This is a genomic window from Streptomyces sp. NPDC008086 (assembly GCF_042957325.1).
In the GTDB taxonomy this organism is placed as follows: Bacteria; Actinomycetota; Actinomycetes; order Streptomycetales; family Streptomycetaceae; genus Streptomyces.
Genome location: NZ_JBIBIA010000003.1, coordinates 727,546 through 744,731, shown reverse-complemented (window position 1 = coordinate 744,731; position 17,186 = coordinate 727,546). Strand labels below are relative to the sequence as shown.

17 protein-coding genes are annotated in these 17,186 nt (G+C 72.8%); 10 read left to right on the top strand and 7 right to left on the bottom strand.

Annotated elements, in window-relative coordinates:
• Nucleotides 1-116: 116 nt before the first annotated feature.
• From ACFZBP_RS13530 to ACFZBP_RS13515, 4 genes are all read left to right on the top strand, one after another.
• Nucleotides 117-1,280, top strand: coding sequence for an FAD-dependent monooxygenase (locus ACFZBP_RS13530; RefSeq protein ID WP_391413039.1), 1,164 nt, complete (start codon nucleotides 117-119; stop codon nucleotides 1,278-1,280).
• A gap of 166 nt (nucleotides 1,281-1,446) precedes the next feature.
• Nucleotides 1,447-3,546, top strand: a complete 2,100-nt coding sequence (locus tag ACFZBP_RS13525; protein WP_391413037.1) for a molybdopterin cofactor-binding domain-containing protein — start codon at nucleotides 1,447-1,449, stop codon at nucleotides 3,544-3,546.
• Nucleotides 3,547-3,569: 23 nt separating this feature from the next.
• The gene (locus ACFZBP_RS13520; RefSeq protein WP_383442427.1) at nucleotides 3,570-4,025 is read left to right on the top strand and encodes a (2Fe-2S)-binding protein; all 456 of its coding nucleotides are present in this window, start codon (nucleotides 3,570-3,572) and stop codon (nucleotides 4,023-4,025) included.
• Nucleotides 4,026-4,070: 45 nt separating this feature from the next.
• The gene (locus ACFZBP_RS13515) at nucleotides 4,071-4,940 is read left to right on the top strand and encodes a fructosamine kinase family protein (protein ID WP_391412768.1); all 870 of its coding nucleotides are present in this window, start codon (nucleotides 4,071-4,073) and stop codon (nucleotides 4,938-4,940) included.
• On the opposite strand, the gene ACFZBP_RS13510 is transcribed toward ACFZBP_RS13515, so the two are convergent.
• The 5 genes from ACFZBP_RS13510 to ACFZBP_RS13490 all read right to left on the bottom strand — a co-directional run bounded on the left by ACFZBP_RS13510 (nucleotide 4,889) and on the right by ACFZBP_RS13490 (nucleotide 9,799).
• The gene (locus tag ACFZBP_RS13510) at nucleotides 4,889-5,431 is read right to left on the bottom strand and encodes a GNAT family N-acetyltransferase (RefSeq protein ID WP_391412766.1); all 543 of its coding nucleotides are present in this window, start codon (nucleotides 5,429-5,431) and stop codon (nucleotides 4,889-4,891) included. The genes ACFZBP_RS13515 and ACFZBP_RS13510 overlap by 52 nt on opposite strands.
• 184 nt (nucleotides 5,432-5,615) lie before the next feature.
• Nucleotides 5,616-6,809, bottom strand: coding sequence for a CaiB/BaiF CoA transferase family protein (locus tag ACFZBP_RS13505; protein ID WP_383442439.1), 1,194 nt, complete (start codon nucleotides 6,807-6,809; stop codon nucleotides 5,616-5,618).
• Between the two features lie 84 nt (nucleotides 6,810-6,893).
• The gene (locus ACFZBP_RS13500; RefSeq protein WP_391412764.1) at nucleotides 6,894-7,352 is read right to left on the bottom strand and encodes a MarR family transcriptional regulator; all 459 of its coding nucleotides are present in this window, start codon (nucleotides 7,350-7,352) and stop codon (nucleotides 6,894-6,896) included.
• Between the two features lie 121 nt (nucleotides 7,353-7,473).
• On the bottom strand, nucleotides 7,474-8,478 hold the full coding sequence (locus tag ACFZBP_RS13495) for a helix-turn-helix domain-containing protein (RefSeq protein WP_391412763.1): 1,005 nt from the start codon (nucleotides 8,476-8,478) through the stop codon (nucleotides 7,474-7,476).
• A 343-nt stretch (nucleotides 8,479-8,821) separates the two neighbouring features.
• Nucleotides 8,822-9,799 (bottom strand): alpha/beta hydrolase fold domain-containing protein, encoded by a 978-nt coding sequence (locus ACFZBP_RS13490; RefSeq protein WP_391412761.1) that lies wholly within the window; start codon nucleotides 9,797-9,799, stop codon nucleotides 8,822-8,824.
• 234 nt (nucleotides 9,800-10,033) lie between these two features.
• Between ACFZBP_RS13490 and ACFZBP_RS13485 the strand changes: the two genes are divergently transcribed.
• Both ACFZBP_RS13485 and ACFZBP_RS13480 read left to right on the top strand, forming a co-directional pair.
• Entirely contained in the window at nucleotides 10,034-11,002 is a 969-nt protein-coding gene (locus tag ACFZBP_RS13485) for a TerC/Alx family metal homeostasis membrane protein (RefSeq protein ID WP_391412759.1), read from the top strand.
• An 89-nt stretch (nucleotides 11,003-11,091) separates the two neighbouring features.
• On the top strand, nucleotides 11,092-11,973 hold the full coding sequence (locus ACFZBP_RS13480; RefSeq protein ID WP_391412757.1) for a TIGR03560 family F420-dependent LLM class oxidoreductase: 882 nt from the start codon (nucleotides 11,092-11,094) through the stop codon (nucleotides 11,971-11,973).
• 22 nt (nucleotides 11,974-11,995) lie between these two features.
• On the opposite strand, the gene ACFZBP_RS13475 is transcribed toward ACFZBP_RS13480, so the two are convergent.
• Nucleotides 11,996-12,226 (bottom strand): hypothetical protein, encoded by a 231-nt coding sequence (locus ACFZBP_RS13475; RefSeq protein ID WP_391412755.1) that lies wholly within the window; start codon nucleotides 12,224-12,226, stop codon nucleotides 11,996-11,998.
• 126 nt (nucleotides 12,227-12,352) lie between these two features.
• Between ACFZBP_RS13475 and ACFZBP_RS13470 the strand changes: the two genes are divergently transcribed.
• A complete protein-coding gene (locus tag ACFZBP_RS13470; protein WP_391413035.1) occupies nucleotides 12,353-13,258 on the top strand; it encodes a LysR substrate-binding domain-containing protein in 906 nt (301 codons plus the stop codon).
• A 133-nt stretch (nucleotides 13,259-13,391) separates the two neighbouring features.
• Here the strand turns inward: ACFZBP_RS13470 and ACFZBP_RS13465 are convergent, their stop codons facing one another.
• Nucleotides 13,392-13,955: an NADPH-dependent FMN reductase gene (locus ACFZBP_RS13465; RefSeq protein WP_383442456.1), complete on the bottom strand. Its 564-nt coding sequence runs from the start codon at nucleotides 13,953-13,955 to the stop codon at nucleotides 13,392-13,394.
• Between the two features lie 98 nt (nucleotides 13,956-14,053).
• On the opposite strand from ACFZBP_RS13465, the gene ACFZBP_RS13460 reads away from it, so the two are divergent.
• The 3 genes from ACFZBP_RS13460 to ACFZBP_RS13450 all read left to right on the top strand — a co-directional run bounded on the left by ACFZBP_RS13460 (nucleotide 14,054) and on the right by ACFZBP_RS13450 (nucleotide 17,173).
• Nucleotides 14,054-14,728, top strand: coding sequence for a TetR family transcriptional regulator (locus ACFZBP_RS13460; RefSeq protein WP_391412752.1), 675 nt, complete (start codon nucleotides 14,054-14,056; stop codon nucleotides 14,726-14,728).
• 57 nt (nucleotides 14,729-14,785) lie between these two features.
• On the top strand, nucleotides 14,786-15,820 hold the full coding sequence (locus tag ACFZBP_RS13455; protein ID WP_391412750.1) for a substrate-binding domain-containing protein: 1,035 nt from the start codon (nucleotides 14,786-14,788) through the stop codon (nucleotides 15,818-15,820).
• Nucleotides 15,821-15,889: 69 nt separating this feature from the next.
• Entirely contained in the window at nucleotides 15,890-17,173 is a 1,284-nt protein-coding gene (locus ACFZBP_RS13450; protein WP_391412748.1) for an FAD-dependent monooxygenase, read from the top strand.
• Nucleotides 17,174-17,186: the final 13 nt, after the last annotated feature.

Genomic DNA, 17,186 nt, shown 5'->3' with positions numbered 1-17,186 from the left:
AACGACCGGCGGCCCGGTGGGGAACCCGCACGGAGCCCGGGACGTTCCATGAAGGACGGCCGCCGCTCACGGGGGCTGCACACATGTCGGGGGGCGATGTGACGCGGTTGATCGTCATGGGCGGCGGGATCGCCGGCGCCGGAGCGGCCCTCGCGCTGCACAAGGCCGGCTTCGCCGTCACCGTGTACGAGGCGCACCCCGACTCCGCCGAGGACATCGGCGCGTTCCTCACCCTCGCGAGCAACGGCATGCGCGCCCTTGCACAGCTGGACGCCTCGGACGCGGTCACGGCCATCGGTTTTCCACTGACCTCCATGCAGGTCCTGGACGACACCGGGGCCGAGCTCGCCCAGGTGCCGCTCGGCGAGGCGGGTACCCCGCACCTGCGGTACCGGTGCCTGCGGCGCGGCGATCTCAACGCCGCCCTCCAGTCCGAGGTCACCCGCCGGGGCATCGACCTCCGGCACGGCAAGCGCCTGGTGTCGGTCGACGACGGCACGGACACCGTCACCGCCCACTTCGCCGACGGCACCACGGCGACCGGCGACCTGCTCATCGGCGCCGACGGCCTGAACTCCACCGTCCGCCGCCTCATCTCCCCGGACGCGCGCCCGGCTTACGCCGGACAGCACGTCTTCTACGGCTACACCGGCGAAGCGCCCGAAGCCGGCCGCCCCGAGACCATCACCATGGTGCGCGGCAGCTCCGTCGCGTTCGGGTACGCGGTGTCGCCCGAGGGGGAGACGTACTGGTTCGCGCGCGTCTCCGACCCACCCCTGGCCCCCGATGCCCCGAGGGGTGTCATGGAAGGAACTCCGGCCCGCTGGCGCGACCTCCTGCTGCCGCTGCTCCGCAAGGACGCCACCCCCGCCGCCGACCTCGTCGCGGCCACGCCCGACCAACTCATGGTCACCAACGCCACCGAACTGCCCACCGGCACCCCCTGGCGCTCCGGCCGGACCCTGATCATCGGCGACGCGGCCCACGCGGCGTCCCCGGCGACCGGGCAGGGTGCCTCGATGGCCCTGGAGGACGCCGTCGTCCTCGCCAAGTCCCTGCGGGACGCCCCGGACACGGAGTCCGCGCTCGCCCTCTACGAGAGACTCCGCCGCCCCCGCGTGGCACACAACATCACCGTCAGCGGCAACATCTCCCGAGGCACCCACACCCCCTCGGGCCCCGGCGGCCCCGGCCCCCGAGGCGCCGGCGCCCGGCCGGGCGACGACGACCTCGTACGACAGCTGCAGTGGGACACCGACCTCTGGCAGCCCGGCCAGTAGGCGGCTCGCGCACCGTGCCCGCCGGTGCCGTAAATCGATGCAGCCGCCAACTGGCGCAACCCTGGCGCACGTCGGCCCCTCATACAGGTCGAACCGACCCGGAGCCCCGCCCCGGGTTCGCGGAGAGGAGCGCCCGTTGGCCCGTCAGTTGTCCCGTCGACAGTTCGTGGTCCACTCGCTCGCGGCGACCACCCTGACCGTCGCGGCACCGCTCGGCTGCGACGGCTCGACCGCCCAGGGCGCCGAGGAACCCGTGGACGGCGACCGCCGCCCGTCCGACGTCCTGGTCACCGGCACCGACGCGGAGATGCTGGTCCTGGAGGTCACCCCGGCCAACAAGGTCGTCGTACGGCTGCCGCGCGTCGAGGTCGGCCAGGGCGTCACCACGGCCGTCGCCATGATGATCGCCGAGGAACTGGACGCCCGGCTCGCCGACGTCGACATCCCGCTCGCCGACGCCCGCAGCGAGGGCAACCAGTTCACCGGCGGCTCCAGCTCGATCAGTTCCCTCTACGGCCCGGCCCGCCAGCTGGCCGCCACCGCCCGCGCCAGACTGGTGACCGCCGCCGCCCGCCGCTGGCACGTCCCCGCCCGGACCCTGCGCACCCGGGACACACGCGTCTTCGCACCGGACGGACGCACCGCCACCTTCGGATCGCTGACCAGGAGCGCCGCCCGGATCACCCGCCCCACGGTGCCGGACAAGCCCAAACCGACGTCGAAGCACCGGGTGATCGGGCGGCCGACGACCAGGATCGACGCCCGCGACATCATCACCGGCAAGGCCAAGTACACCGGCGACCTCACGGTGGCCGGAGCCAAGCCGACCGTCGTGGCCCGGCCGCCGACGCTCGGCGGGAAGGTCGTCTCGCTCGACTCGCGGGCCGCCCGCGCCCTGCCCGGTGTGCACGAGGTCGTACGGATCGACGGCGGTGTCGCCGTGGTCGCGGACACCTTCCACCACGCCTTCCAGGCCCGGGACGCGCTCCGCATCAAATGGTCGCCGGGCCCCCTGGCGGACCTCTCCGACGCGGCGATCCGCTCCCGGCTGCGCGCCGCGGTCCCCAGGCTGGCGCCGCCGCCGAGCGGATCGGCGCAGACCGAGGCCGAGTTCGAGTTCGCCTTCGTCAGCCACGCGCCCATGGAGGTGCTCACCGCCGTCGCCGACGTACGCGCGCAGCGGGCCGAGATCTGGTTCTCCTCCCAGACGCCGATGTCCGCACGCGAGGACATCGCCTCGGCGGTCGGCCTTCCGGTGTCGAAGGTGCGGGTCCATGTGGTGCGCGGCGGCGGCTCGTTCGGGCGGCGCCTGAACCACGACGCGGCGATCGAGGCGGCCCTGATCTCCAAGAAGGCGCAGCGGCCGGTGAAGCTGATGTGGAGCCGGGCCGACGACATCCGGCACGGCAGGATGCGCCCCGCGTCCCAGCACCGGATCCGGGCCAGCCACGACCGGGGCCGGGTGGTCGCCTTCGCCCACGCGACGGCCTCGGTCAGCGAATCCTTCGCGAAGCAGGGCCTGTCCGCCCAGGGCGGCGCGCGCTCCGCCGTACGCGCCCCGGCGGCGGCCCCGCTCCCCAGCGACAGCGGCCTCTACAACTTCGGGCGCCTTTCCGGCGACTCGGGCTCGGTCGACCTGGCGATCCCGCTGGGCGCCTGGCGTTCGGTCGACTCCGGCACCGTGCGCACCGCCGAGGAGATCGTCGTCGACGAGATCGCCCGCAGCCTCGGCAAGGACCCGGTCGCCTTCCGCCGCACGACCCTGCGCGCCAAGAGCGTCAAGGCCGTACTGGACAAGGTCGCCGCCGCCGGGAAATGGGGCCGGACGATGCCGGCGGGACACGAACAGGGCGTCGCCGTCCACGAGGAGTACGACTCCAGCGTGGCCTGCCTGGTCGAGATCGACGCCGTCGACCCGAGGAACCCGCGGGTGACCAAGGTCGTGATGGCGGCCGACGTCGGAACGGCCGTCAACCCGCGCGGACTTGAGGCCCAGCTCATGGGCACCGCCGTCGACGGGATCTCCACGATCCTGAACGCCGGACTGCACATCGACCGGGGCGCCGTCCGCGAGAGCAGCTTCGCCGACTTCCACTACGCCCGCCAGCGGCACGCCCCGCAGCACTTCGAGGCGCACATCCTGCCCTCCGACCGCGACCCCGGCGGCGCCGGGGAACTCGGCGTCCCCGCCGCGGCCGGCGCCGTCGCCAACGCCTACGCCCGCGCCACCGGCACCAGACCGCGCCGCTTCCCGCTGAACTTCTGAGCCACCCGAAGAGAAGGTATTCGATGCCCTCCCACTCCTTCACCCTCAACGGGAAGCGGGTCACCGTCGAGGCACCCGCCGACATGCCCCTGCTGTGGGTGCTGCGCGACCTGCTGAACGTCACCGGCCCCAAGTACGGCTGCGGCGTGGGCGCCTGCCGCGCCTGCACCAGCCATCTCGACGGCGACGAGATCCAGCCCTGCGTCGTTCCCGTCGCCGACTGCGCGGGCCGCGAGGTCACCACCATCGAGGGCCTCGCCGACGGCGACCGGCTCCACCCGGTGCAGCAGGCCTGGCTCGACCGCGACGTCGCCCAGTGCGGCTTCTGCCAGCCGGGCCAGATCATGGCCGCGGCCGCCCTGCTGAAGAAGACGCCCCGGCCGACGGACGCCGACATCGACCGGATCGAGAACGTCTGCCGCTGCGGCACCTACTCCCGGATCCGCGAGGCGATCGAGAAGGCCGCCGCCGACGGCTGACCGGCCGCCTTCAGCACGGCCGACGACCGCCGTACGCTGAGGGCCGTGCACAACTCCCTGGACGGCCCGGGCGCCGCGGCGACGCGGTTCACCGGGCTCGCGGCCACCGGTGAACGCCGGCTCTCCGGAACGCTCGCCGAAGTCACCCTCGACGCCGGGCAGGTGGTGATCGTCAAGCGCGGCGACGGCGACCGGGCCGCGAGGGCCGAGGCGGCGGGGCTGCGCTGGCTGGCCGAGACCGGCACCGTCCGTATCCCCACCGTGCACGGCCACGACGAGCGGTGGCTGGTCACCGACCGGGTGGCGACGGGGCCTCCCCGCGCCGACTCGGCGGAGCGCTTCGGCCGCGACCTGGCAGCACTGCACGCCGCCGGCGCCCCCGCGTTCGGCGCCCCACCGCCCGACGGCCCCGAGGACGCGTACATCGGGCTCGCCCCGATGCGCAACGTCACCGGCCCCGACTGGCCCCGCTGGTACGCCGAGCACCGAGTACTGCCGTATCTGCGCCGCGCGGTCGACGCGGGCACGGTCGGCAGCGCGGAGGCGCCGGTGTTCGAGGAGGTCTGCGCACGGCTCCCCGAACTGGCGGGCCCCGCCGAGCCGCCCGCCCGACTGCACGGCGACCTGTGGAACGGCAACGTGCTGTGGGGCGCCGACGGGCACACCTGGCTGATCGACCCGGCCGCGCACGGCGGCCACCGCGAGACCGACCTCGCGATGCTCCACCTCTTCGGCTGCCCCCACCTGGAGCGGATCCTGGACAGCTACCGGGGGACCGCCCCCCTGTCCGACGGCTGGGCCGACCGCATCGCCCTGCACCAGCTCTTCCCGCTCCTGGTGCACGCCGTCCTCTTCGGCCGCGGCTACGCGGAACAGGCCCTCACGGCGGCCAGGACGACCCTGCGCACCGGTTGACGATACGAACGATTGCCGGCGCAAGACCCATCGACGGCGCGCGGCGGGATAGTCGTTCGCCCTGGCGAGCCCCCGGAGGGGCAGCCGGTGTCCGTCGAGGCGCTGCTGGAGCAGGGCGTCGACGGGATCGTGCCGTCCGAGCCCGTGTCGAAGCTGGCCATGACCGGTTCCATGAGGAGCCTGCCGATGCCCTGGTCCCACAGGTCCGGACGTACGCTCAGCGGGCCGAAGTAGCCGACGCTGCCCCAGTCACCGGCGAAGTTCGATCCGACGACCTCGCCCTCGACGGTCGCCGCGAAGGCCGCCTGCGGATCTGCCGCCCAGCGCGTGCGCACATAGTCGGCGGTCCCGAAGAACGTCTCCGGCTCAGGGGACCCGAGGAAAGTCCCGAACGCGACCCTGAAGATCTCGTCGGCACGGTCCAGGTCCGGCTCGACCAGCGGGCGGACCGACACCGAGGCGGCGACACTCGTTCGCTTCGCAGCGGACATGATCGCTCTCCCTTCCGCCCCCGCTTCCATCGCACCACGGACGCGCGCCGCGGGCGAAGGGAGGGGTCGGGCGGTGCCTCGAGCCAGACGCCGCGACACCGGGACAAGCTGGAGTGCCGGACTGCCCCGGCACCGTGACGGGTGGAGGGCCCCTGGGCGTTCGGCCGGTCGGTCGGGAAGTCGGTCAGATGACCCCGTCGGCGCGCAGGGCCGCGATCTCCTCGGTGGTGCGGCCGAGTTCGGTGAGGATCGCGTCGGTGTGCTCGCCCACCGCCGGTACGGGATCCATGCGCGCGGGGAGCCCGGCGAGGTCGGCCGGCGGGAGCAGGGCCTGGACCGTGGCGCCACCGGGTACGGCCACGTCGTGCCAGCGGTCGCGGGCGGCGAGAACCGGATGGTCCAGGAACGCGGCGACGTCGTTGACCCCGGCGCAGGCGATGGCGAGGGACTCCAGGTCCTTGAGGATCTCCTCGGCGTCGGAGCGGGCGCAGCGCTCGGCGACGACGGCGTTGAGTTCGTCGCGGTGGGCCACGCGGGCGGAACTCGTGGCGAACCGCGGGTCGTCGGTCAGCTCGGGCCGGCCCAGGAACTCCGCGCACAGGACGGCCCACTCGCGCTCGTTCTGGATGGAGAACAGCACCTCCTTGCCGTCGGCGGCCGTGAAGGCGCCGTACGGGGCGAGCGTGGGGTGCTGGGTGCCCAGCCGCGGGGGCTGGGTGCCGCCGTACCGGGTGTAGTTGGCGGGCTGGCCCATCCACTCGGCCAGCGCCTCGAACAGGGACACCTCCACCGGGTGGACCGTACCCCTGGTGGCGCGCGTGAACAGGGCGGTGAGGATGCCGCTGTACGCGTACATCCCGGCGGCGATGTCGGCGACGGAGATACCGACCCGGGCGGTTCCTTCCGGGGTCCCGGTCAGCGACACCAGGCCGGTCTGGCACTGCACCAGCAGGTCGTAGGACTTGCGGTCGGCCCACGGCCCCGACGTGCCGTACCCGGAGATCGTGCACGGGATCAGCCGCGGCCACCGCTCACCGAGCGCCTCCACCCCCAGACCGAGCCGGTCGGCCGCACCCGGCGCCAGGTTCTGCACGAAGACGTCGGCGTCGTCGAGGAGCCGGTGCAGGATCTCCAGGCCCCGGGGATCCTTGAGGTCCAGCGTGACGGAGTCCTTGGAGCGGTTTATCCAGACGAAATAGCTGGAGTGGCCGTGCACCGTCGTGTCGTAGCGGCGCGCGAAGTCACCGTCCCCGGGCCGCTCGATCTTGATCACGCGTGCGCCCAGGTCGGCGAGCTGCCGGGTGGCGTACGGGGCCGCCACGGCCTGTTCGAGGCTGACCACCGTGATGCCGGACAGGGGGAGCTGCGACGCGATCATAGGGCCCAGTTCTACGACCCCGCCGGACCCCTGTCAATGCCGCCTCGACCCCCTTGACCTGCGCATTTCTCCACACCGCCGACCTCAGGCAGGCACGCGGAGCGTCTCCACGGCCCTGACCAGCGGGGCGAGTTCGGGGTTCTGCGCGGCCTGGTCGAGGGCTTCGCGCAGGGCTTTGTCGTTGGTCGGGCGGGCTTCTTCCAGGAGGCGCAGGCCCGCTTCGGAGACGTCGGTGTAGATGCCGCGTCGGTCGGTGGGGCAGAGGTAGCGGGCGAGCAGGCCGCGGTCCTCGAGCCGGGTGACGAGCCGGGTGGTGGCGCTCTGGCTGAGGACGACCGCGTCGGCGACCTGCTTCATCTGGAGGTGGCCGCCCTCGCCGTCGTGCTGGCGGCTGAGCACGTCGAGCAGCGAGTACTCGCGCACGCTCAGATCGTGCCCGGCCTGGAGGGCGCGCTCGATGTGCGCCTCGATCCTCCCGTGCAGAAGGGAGAGCGCGCACCAGCCCTGGGCGAGGGCGGTGAGTGCGGGGTCCGTGGCGGTCATGGCGCCGGTTTCCTTCGTCCCGATGTGATGGGACATCCAGGATAGGGCATCCGTGAAATATACGGCTATGGCGTTTATGGCGCGCCTGCAAGCAGTGGCACGGCGGCGGGACGGCGTGCCGCTACTGCTCGCCCTGGGTTCGCACCAGATGCCGCATCGCCAGGGCCAGACCCAGCCTGAACCGGCCCTGTGGAGTGCGCAGTGGCCAGCCCAGCAGGTGTTCGGCGTGGGTGAGTCGCTCCTGGAGTGTGGAGTGGTGGACGTTGATCTCGGCCGCCGCCGCCCGCAGACTCACCGTCGTGGCGACGGCGTGCAGCGTGGTGAGCAGCCAGGGCGCGGCGGCCGCGGCGGACTCCAGGGTCCGTACGTCGGGCGGCGGTTCGGCACCCGGGGCGACGAGGTGCGCGAGGAGAGCGACGTCGCCGAGTTCGTCGGCGTGCACGACAGCGGGGCCGGGGTCCCGTGCGGTGCCCTCGGCCGTGAATCGGAGGGCGACGCGGGCCTCCTCCCAGGAGCGGGGCAGGTCGAGCACGGGGACGACGGGGCCCACGCCCATCCGGCCGGCCGGCGGTTCGGGTTCCCCCTGCGCGGGGGCGATGCGGGGGCGGCCGTCGAGCGGGGCGAGGGCGCGGGCCGGTGCGGCGGGGTCGAGCCCCAGCCGACGGGCCGCGTGCAGCCGTGCCGCTTCCGGTGCCGTGGCGTCGAGGACGGTCTCGACGAGCGCCGGATCATCGGCCGGCGCCCGCCCGCGCGTCCGGTCGAGAACGAGCCGTACGGCCCCGGCGGCCCGCTCCAGGATCACCGCGTCGACGACGCTGGGCTCCGCCGCACGGGCCCGCTCCAGCCACAGGGCGGGAGCGCCGCCCGGCGTCAGCGCCGCGTACGGCCAGCCGGGGTCGGGCGGCTGGTGGCTCTCCCGGCGGGTCCCGTCGGCCTCGACCCGCACCTGCACCCGCCGGTCCGCGTCCACCAGCCGGGCCGGCACCCCGGCCAGCACGGCGGCACCACGCACCAGCGCCTCCAGCCCGGCGCGGGACTCCGCGAGCCGGTCGAAGTAGGCGATGACGCGCACCGCGGCCCCGGCATCCGGATCCAGCGCGGTGAGACGTCCGGCCAGCTCTTTCATAGGCCCATGGTGCGGTATGCGGTCAAGGGCCGGGAGCAGTCGGCGCCAGGCGCAGCTGAAGCAGCGGGCAGGCGACCGACCCGAGGGGCGTGGGGGTCGCACCGGCATGCGGCTCCGCTGCGCGGGCGCGACCAGTCGCCGACGCCCTGCGGCCGCGCCCGCACGACCGCAGGTCCCGGCGGGTGACTGCGTCGGCAGGCGGCTGCGCCATGTGGGCGCGACCAGTCGCCGACGGCCCGCGGCCGCGTCCGCACGACCGCGGATCCCGGAGGGTGAACAGGCGCGTCACCACCCGGGCCCGGCACCGCGAGCAGCCGTCCCCGGGCAGCCGCGCCCACCCCCCTCAGCGGCTCAACAACCGCCGCAGCCACTCCACCTGCGCCGCCCGACAGGCCTGCGACAACGCCGCCTGCGGAGCGAACCCGTCGAAGCCGTGGAAGCCACCGGGCCACACATGCAACTCGGCCTCCCCGCCCGCCTGCCAGATCCGGGAGGCGTAGGAGACGACCTCGTCACGGAAGGTTTCCGCGGACCCGACGTCGAGGAAGGCCGGGGGCAGCCCCGACAGGTCCTCGGCCCGGGCCGGCGCCGCGTACGCTGGGACGTCGGAGCCGCCACGCAGGTCGCCGAGCAACGCCGTCCAGCCCGTCTCGTTCGCCGTACGGTCCCAGACGCCGAGGCCCGCCATCTGGTACGTGGACGGGCTGTCGTTGCGGTCGTCCAGCATCGGGCACATCAGCAGCTGGCCGATCAGCTGAGGGCCGCCGCGGTCCCGGGTGAGCAGCGCCAGCGCCGCGGACAGGCCACCGCCGGCGCTCGCCCCGGCGACGACGATCCGCTGTGGGTCGGCGCCGAGTTCGGCGGCGTTCTTCGCCGTCCACTCCAGTCCGGCGTACACGTCCTCGATCGGCGCCGGGTGCGGGTTCTCGGGCGCGAGCCGGTACTCCACGGACACCACGACCGCGTCCAGCTCCTTGGCCCAGGCCAGGGCCGCGTCGACGCCGATGCGGTTGTTGCCGAGGACCATGCCGCCGCCGTGCACGTGGTAGATCACGGGCCGCGGGTCGCCCTGCGCGGGGGCGGCCGGCCGGCAGATCAGCAGGGAGATGTCGGGCGCGCCCGCGGGGCCCGGCACGGCACGGTCCTCGACCTCGAAGAACCCGTCCAGCGTCAGGTCCAGCTCGGCCAGCATCTGGATGCCCGCACCCTGACGGATGTCGGCTATCTCGTCCATCGTGAGGCCGGGGGAGATCACGTCCCTGATGAGCTCCAGGGCGGCGGCGAGCTCGGGATCGAACGGGGGTGGGGAAGCCTGGCTCATGGGTTCTCCTCACACGGGGGCACATACGTGCCCGGCGGCTCTGCGGCCATGATCCGCGCACCGGCACCGACCGGAGGGCCGCCGTTCGGCGGAACCTGCCCGCCGTCCGGCGGGTGACAGGTCGGTGACCGGGAGTTTGCCAGGACGAGACCCTATGTTCACCTGCCGGGGGTGGAGGAATGACCGTACGGCGACAACGCTGTCAAGGCCCCACCTGCACCAGGAGTATCACCCGTGAACGTCTCCCTCTCCGTCTGGCTGCTGACCGTCCTCGCCCTGTGCGCGCTCGTCGCCGTGGACTTCTTCATCGGTCGCAAACCTCATGACGTCTCCCTCCGGGAAGCGGGGACGTGGACCGTCGTCTGGGTCGTGCTGGCCTGTCTGTTCGGCGTCGGGATCTACTTCTACGGGGGTGGCGGGCCCACCGGCGAGTTCTTCGCCGGCTACATCACCGAGAAGTCGCTCAGCGTCGACAACCTCTTCGTCTTCGTCCTGATCATGACGAAGTTCGCGGTGCCCTCGCAGTACCAGCAGCGGGTCCTCATGGTCGGCGTGATCGTGGCCCTCGTGCTGCGCGCCGGGTTCATCGCGGCCGGCGCGGCGATCATCTCGGCGTTCTCCTGGGTGTTCTACCTCTTCGGCGCCTTCCTGATCTGGACCGCCTGGAAGCTGATCCAGGACGCCCGCAAGGAGGAGCACGAGGAGGAGTACCAGGAGAACAAGCTGCTGCAGATGGCGGAGAAGCGGTTCGGCGTGGCCGACCGCTACCACGGCACCAAGCTGTTCATCACCGAGAACGGCAAGCGGATCATGACGCCGATGCTGGTCGTGATGCTGGCGATCGGCTCGACGGACGTCCTGTTCGCGCTCGACTCCATCCCGGCCATCTACGGGCTGACCCAGGACCCGTACATCGTCTTCACCGCCAACGCCTTCGCCCTGATGGGCCTCAGGCAGCTCTACTTCCTCATCGGCGGCCTCCTCAAGAAGCTGGTCCACCTCAGCTACGGCCTGTCGATCATCCTCGGCTTCATCGGCGTGAAGCTCGTCCTGCACGCCCTGCACGAGTCCGGCGTCCACGTCCCCGAGATCAGCATCCCCTTCTCCCTCGGCTTCATCGTGCTCGTCCTGGCCGTCACGACGTTGACGAGCCTGCGCGCCTCGAAGAAGCAGGAGCAGGCAGAGGCGGAAGGCGCGGCGTAGTGGGCGACCCGTCGTCCCCTTGACTTCGAGAGCGCTCGAAGATCTAGCGTCGTCAGGTCGCTGAAGGTCCGGGTGAACGGAGACAGGACATGCGGGTCGGCGTGCACATCAACCGGTTCGACCACCCCGGAGGAGGCTCCGCGCTCGGGGCCGAACTCGCCGCCGCGGGTGCCGCGGCCGAGGCGGCCGGGGTGAGTTGGCTGTCGGTGATGGACCACTACTTCCAGATGGAGTTCAACGACCGCGCCGAGGACCCGATGCTGGAGGCGTACACGACCCTCGGCTACCTCGCCGCCCACACCTCCACGGTCCGCCTCGGCGCCCTGGTCACCGGCGTGACCTACCGCCACCCCGGCCTGCTCGCGAAGATCGCCACGTCGCTCGACGTGCTCTCCGGCGGCCGGGCCACCCTCGGGATCGGCGCGGCCTGGTACGGGCGGGAGCACGAAGGCCTGGGTGTGCCGTTCCCGTCGGTCGCCGAGCGGTTCGAGCGGCTGGAGGAGACCCTGCGGATCTGCCTGCAGATGTGGGATCCGGAGGCGAACGGCCCCTTCGACGGCAAGCACTACCGGCTGGCCGAGACCCTGTGTCTGCCGGCGCCGATCAGTGCCCCGCACCCCGAGATCATGATCGGCGGGGGCGGGGAGAAGAAGACGCTCCGGCTGGTCGCGCGGTACGCCGACGCCTGCAACCTGTTCGCCACCTCGCCGGACGAGGTCCGTCACAAGATCGACGTCCTGCGCGGCCACTGCGACACCGAGGGGCGCGACCACGACGAGATCCGCAGGACGGTCGTGTACACGGGCGAGGCGGTCGGCGCGGGTGACCTCGACGCCTTCACCCGGGACGTCGCCGGCTACGCCGGGCTCGGCATCGACACCGTGATCCTCGGCCCGCGCACCGGCGAACCGGCGGCGTTCATCGAGAACTTCGCCGCCCCGGCCGTGCGCCGACTGGCCGAACTCCACTGAGCCGCACGGCGCTCGGTCACGCTCACCGGCAGGGCGAGTCCGCCGCACTCCCCGTGGGTGTCGCCGAGGGCCCGCTGCGCGAGACGACCCGCATCCCGCGGGCGTCCACGCTGCGGACCTGGAGCGAGCCGCAGGCGCACCGCGTCCACACCGTGCTGCCCGCCGCCGTGCCGTGCCGGGACACCACCTGGTAGGGCTCGGCGCCGTCGGGCCACCCGCAGTGCGGGCAGACGGTACCGGTCGTGCTGGGCATGGTGACTCCTCGTGCGTCGATGGGGGCGTCGGGCTGTTCGACCGTCGCGACACGACCAAGGGTGCGGTGCGGTCTTCGTACACGTCCAGGTTGACTTTCCGGACGTCACCTTGAAGCGTGGCCTTCATGATTGACCTGCGCCGACTGCACGTACTGAGGGCCGTGGCGCACTACGGCACGGTCACCGCGGCCGCCCGCGCCCTGCACTTCACGCCGTCCGCCGCCTCCCAGCAGATCCGCCAGCTCGCCCGCGACCTGGGTGTCGACCTCCTCGAACCGCAGGGCCGCGGGGTGCGCCTGACCGCGGCCGCCGAGAGTCTGCTCGCACACGCCGACGCGATCGCGGAGCGCTGGGAGGAGGCCGAACTCGACCTGCGCGCCGAGTACGGCGCGCCCGCCGGGCAACTGCGCGTCAGCGGCTTCCCGACGTCCGTGCCGGTCCTGCTGGCGCCGATGGCCGTACGGCTGCGGGAACGCCATCCGCGGCTGACCGTACGGATCCGGGAGACGGGTGCGCCGGAGAGCTTCGACCAGCTCTTCGAGGGGGAGGCCGACCTGGCCGTCGTGGAGGTCACCCCGCTCAACCCGCCGCTCAGCGACGCGCGCTACGACCAGCAGCCGCTGCTGGACGACCCGTACGACCTCGTCGTCCCCGACGACCATCCGCTGGCCGGTCGCGGGCACGTCGACCTCGCGGAGGCGGCACACGAGGACTGGATCGCGCCGGTGCCGGACAGTCCCTGCCGACCGCGGGTGATGTCGGCGTGCGGGGCGGCCGGGTTCACCCCCGACGTGATCCATCACGCCCTGGACTGGAACGTCACCGCCCACCTGGTAGCCCACCGGCTCGGCGTCGCCCTGATCCCGAGGCTGGCCCAGCTGATGCCGCACCTGCCGATCACCCGGGTGCGCTGCGCGGGCGACCCGTACCGCAGGATCCTCACCTGCACCCGCCGGGGCTGCCGGGAGCGCCCGGCGGTGGCGGCCGCGCTGCGGGAGCTGCGGGAGCTGGCGCCGACGGCGGTGGCCTGACACGGGGGAGACGGGGGTGGCCTGACACGGGGAGGACGGGGGTGGCCCGCGCACGGGGAAGACGGGGGTGGCCCGCGCACGAGCAAGGGCCGGAGCGCTCGGCTCCGACCCCTGCTGACGACCTCGCGTCCGGTCAGGCGGCGACGGCCTCGCCCGCGTGCCCGTGGACGCGCGCGATGACCTCGGTCAGCTGCGCGGCGACCTCGGCGTCGTCGACCGGGTGCGTCTCGGCGAAACGGGTCACGGAGCCGGGGATGGACAGCTTGACGTCCTCCAGCACCCGGCCGCCGGCGATGCCCACGGCCTTGCGGGTCTCGTCCTGCGCCCACACGCCGCCGAACTGGCCGAAGGCGGTGCCGACCACGGCGACCGGCTTGCCGCCGAACGCGCCGGCGCCGTAGGGGCGGGACAGCCAGTCGATGGCGTTCTTCAGGACGGCCGGGATCGTGCCGTTGTACTCGGGGGAGAAGAGCAGGAACGCGTCGGCGGACTGCGCGGCCTCGCGCAGCTTGGCGGCGGTGGCCGGGATGCCGCCCTCGACGTCGATGTCCTCGTTGTAGAAGGGGATCTCGGCCAGGCCCTCGAAGAGCACGACCTCGGCGCCCTCGGGAGCGAGCTTGACGGCCGCCTCGGCGAGCTGGCGGTTGTGCGAACCGGCGCGAAGGCTGCCGACGAGCGCGAGGATGCGAACAGACATGCTAACTCCAGGATGCTGAAACGGTGCCGTGACGATCCGGACCGGGGTCCGCTTAATGTCTAGCACCTTAACCGGACCGCGGTCCAGTTTCATTCCCGATGCTTTACGCTGGCTTCATGTCCGCCGTCCTGCCGCCCTTCCCACCGCCCCAGGAGCCCGTCGACAAGCCTCATCTGCTCGAGGTCGGTTCCGCCGCCGACGAGCCCTGCCTGCGCGCCGACGCGGCCCGCAACCGGGCCCGGCTGCTGGAGGCCGCCGCCCGGCTGATCGCGGAGCACGGCGCGGCCGGGGTCACCATGGAGGCCGTGGCGGCGGAGGCCGGCGTGGGCAAGGGCACGGTGTTCCGCCGCTTCGGCGACCGCACCGGTCTGCTGACGGCGCTGCTGGACCACTCGGCGCGCACGCTCCAGGCCGACTTCCTCGGCGGCCCGCCGCCGCTCGGCCCCGGAGCGCCTCCGGTCGACCGGCTGCGCGCGTTCGGCGTGGCGGTGCTGTACCGCTCAGCCGAGCAACTGGACCTTCAGCTCGCCGCCCAGCCGGACCCCACCCGCCGCTACGCCCACCCCTCGGTCCGGGCGCTCCACACCCACGTCACCGTCCTGCTGCGCCAGATCCTGCCGGACGCCGACTGCGACCTCCTCGCCCAGCCGCTGCTGGCGTACCTCGACCCCGCCCTGATCAACCACCTGACCAGGCAGTGCGGGATGCCCATGGAGCGACTGGAGAAGGGCTGGCTCGACCTGGTCGAGCGCCTGACGCGCACCGCGGTGTGAGCGGGCGGGGACCCGGCCCGACCCGGGTTCACAGGTTCTGCAAAGATGCCGTACGTCATGGTGCAGATACCGAAAACGCCCGCGCCCGCACTGCCCGCACAGCGCTCGGTACCGACGAGCGCCGATGTGGCCCGCCTGGCCGGCGTCTCGCGCGCGACCGTCTCCTACGTCCTCAACAACACCAGCGCCGTCCGGATCAGCGAGCCCACCCGCCGCCGTGTCCACGAGGCCGCGAAGGAACTCGGGTACGTCCCGCACGCGGCGGCCCGCAGCCTGCGCGCCGGGCACAGCCGTATGGTCCTCATGCCCGCCCCGAGCTTCCCCGTCGGCCCGCTCTACAGCCGTTTCCTCAGCGACCTCCAACTGGCGCTCGGCCGCCTCGACTACACCGTCGTCCAGCACGGCAGCGTCGGTCCGCAGGGCGACGAGGCCGCCCGCGCCTGGGCCGAGCTGCGCCCCGTCGCCGTCCTGGTGTCCGGCTCCGGCCTCGGCCCGAAGGGCGTGACGGTGCTCAAGCGCTCCGGCGCCCGGGCCGTGGTCTCGCTCGGCCCCGACTCCGCCGAGGGCGCCCACGCCCTGCTGATGGACTACGAGGCCGTGGGACACAGCGCAGGCCGCCATCTGTACGACCGCGGCCGGCGCCGGATCGGCGTCGTGGTGCCGCAGGAGCGCGGCCTGGATGCCTTCTCCGCGCCCCGTCTCGAAGGCGTGCGCCGCGCCCTGCACGGCACCGACGCCACCCTGACCGAGCTGCCGCTGGCCTACACGGAGGAGTCCGCCGCCCGGCTCGCGGCCCGCTGGCGCGACCTCGGCCTCGACGCCGTGTTCGCCTACAACGACGAATACGCCATGCTGCTGATGCGCGCCCTCGATGACGAGGGCGTCCGCGTCCCCGCCGACACGGCCGTCATCGGCGCCGACGACCTGATGCTCGGACGCCTGCTGCGGCCCAGGCTGAGCACGGTCCACATCGAACTGCCGTCCGGCCGCGATCTCGCGGAGCTGGTCGACCGCGCGGTGCGAGACCCCGGCACCGCACCCGAGACGCACAAGGTGCTGGGAGCCACGGTGGTGCACCGCGAGTCCAGCTGAGGCACGGCGCGCCCGTACGAGGCGGCGCGCGCCAGGCCGACGTACCGTCGAAGCCAGGGAGGCGTGGACATGCGCACGACGGTCGGCATCATCGGCGGGGGTCCCGCCGGGCTGCTCCTCGCCCGGCTGCTGCACCGCGCGGGCATCGACTGCGTGGTCCTGGAGGCCCGGACGCGGGAGTACGTCGAGCAGCGGCAGCGGGCCGGGATGCTGGAGCAGGGCACGGTCCACGCGCTGCGCGAGGCAGGTGCCGCCGAGCGGCTGACGGCCGAGGGCCTGGTCCACCAGGGCATCGAGCTGCGCTTCGACCGGGAACGCCACCACATCGACTTCCCAAGCCTCACGGGCGGCCGTACGGTGAGGATCTACGCCCAGACCGAGATCGTCAAGGACCTCGTGGCGCTGCAACTCGTCGAGGGGCCACCGCTGTTGTTCCAGGCGGAGGCACTGGCCGTCGAGAAGCCGGAGAGCGACAGGCCCGTCGTACGGTTCCGGCACGAGGGCCGGGAGCAGACGCTGACCTGCGACTGGGTCGCCGGCTGCGACGGCTTCCACGGCATCGCCCGCGATGCCTTCCCGGCCGGGGCCGGCCGCTCGTACGGCCACGAGTACCCGTACTCCTGGCTCGGCGTCCTGGCCGAAGTGCCCCCGTCCTGCGACGAGTTGATCTACGCGCGCGGCGACGGTGGCTTCGCCCTGCACAGCATGCGCCCACCCGTCTCCCGCCACCACCCTTCCAAGGAAGTCGCTTCGCTCCCTTCCGGATTGCCCGTCTCCCGCCACCACCCTTCCAAGGAAGTCGCTTCGCTCCCTTCTGGATTGCCCGTCTCCCGGCTCTACCTCCAGGTCCCCAACGGCACCGACCCGGACGACTGGCCCGACGACCGCGTCTGGGACGAACTCGCCGCCCGCTTCGCGATCGACGCCGACTGGACCCTGAACCGTGGCCCCATCACCGCCAAGTCCGTGACGTCGATGCGCGGTTACGTGCACGAGCCGATGCGCCACGGCCGGCTCCTGCTGGCCGGGGACGCCGCCCACATCGTCCCGCCGACGGGCGCCAAGGGCCTCAACCTCGCCGTGTCGGACGTACGGGTCCTGGCCCGCGGCCTCATCGAGCTGCACCGCACAGGGAGTACACAACTTCTCGACGGATACTCCGAGTTGTGCCTTCAACGTGTGTGGCAGGCGAGCCGTTTCTCGGATGACATGACTAAGATGTTGCACGCTCAACCAGACGGGGATGCGTTCGACGACCGGATGCAGCTCGCACGTCTGCGCCGGATCACCGCATCCCGTCACGCGGCCGCCGAACTGGCGGCGAACTACTCGGGGCTCCCGCTATCCCTGTGAGTCCCGCCCGGTG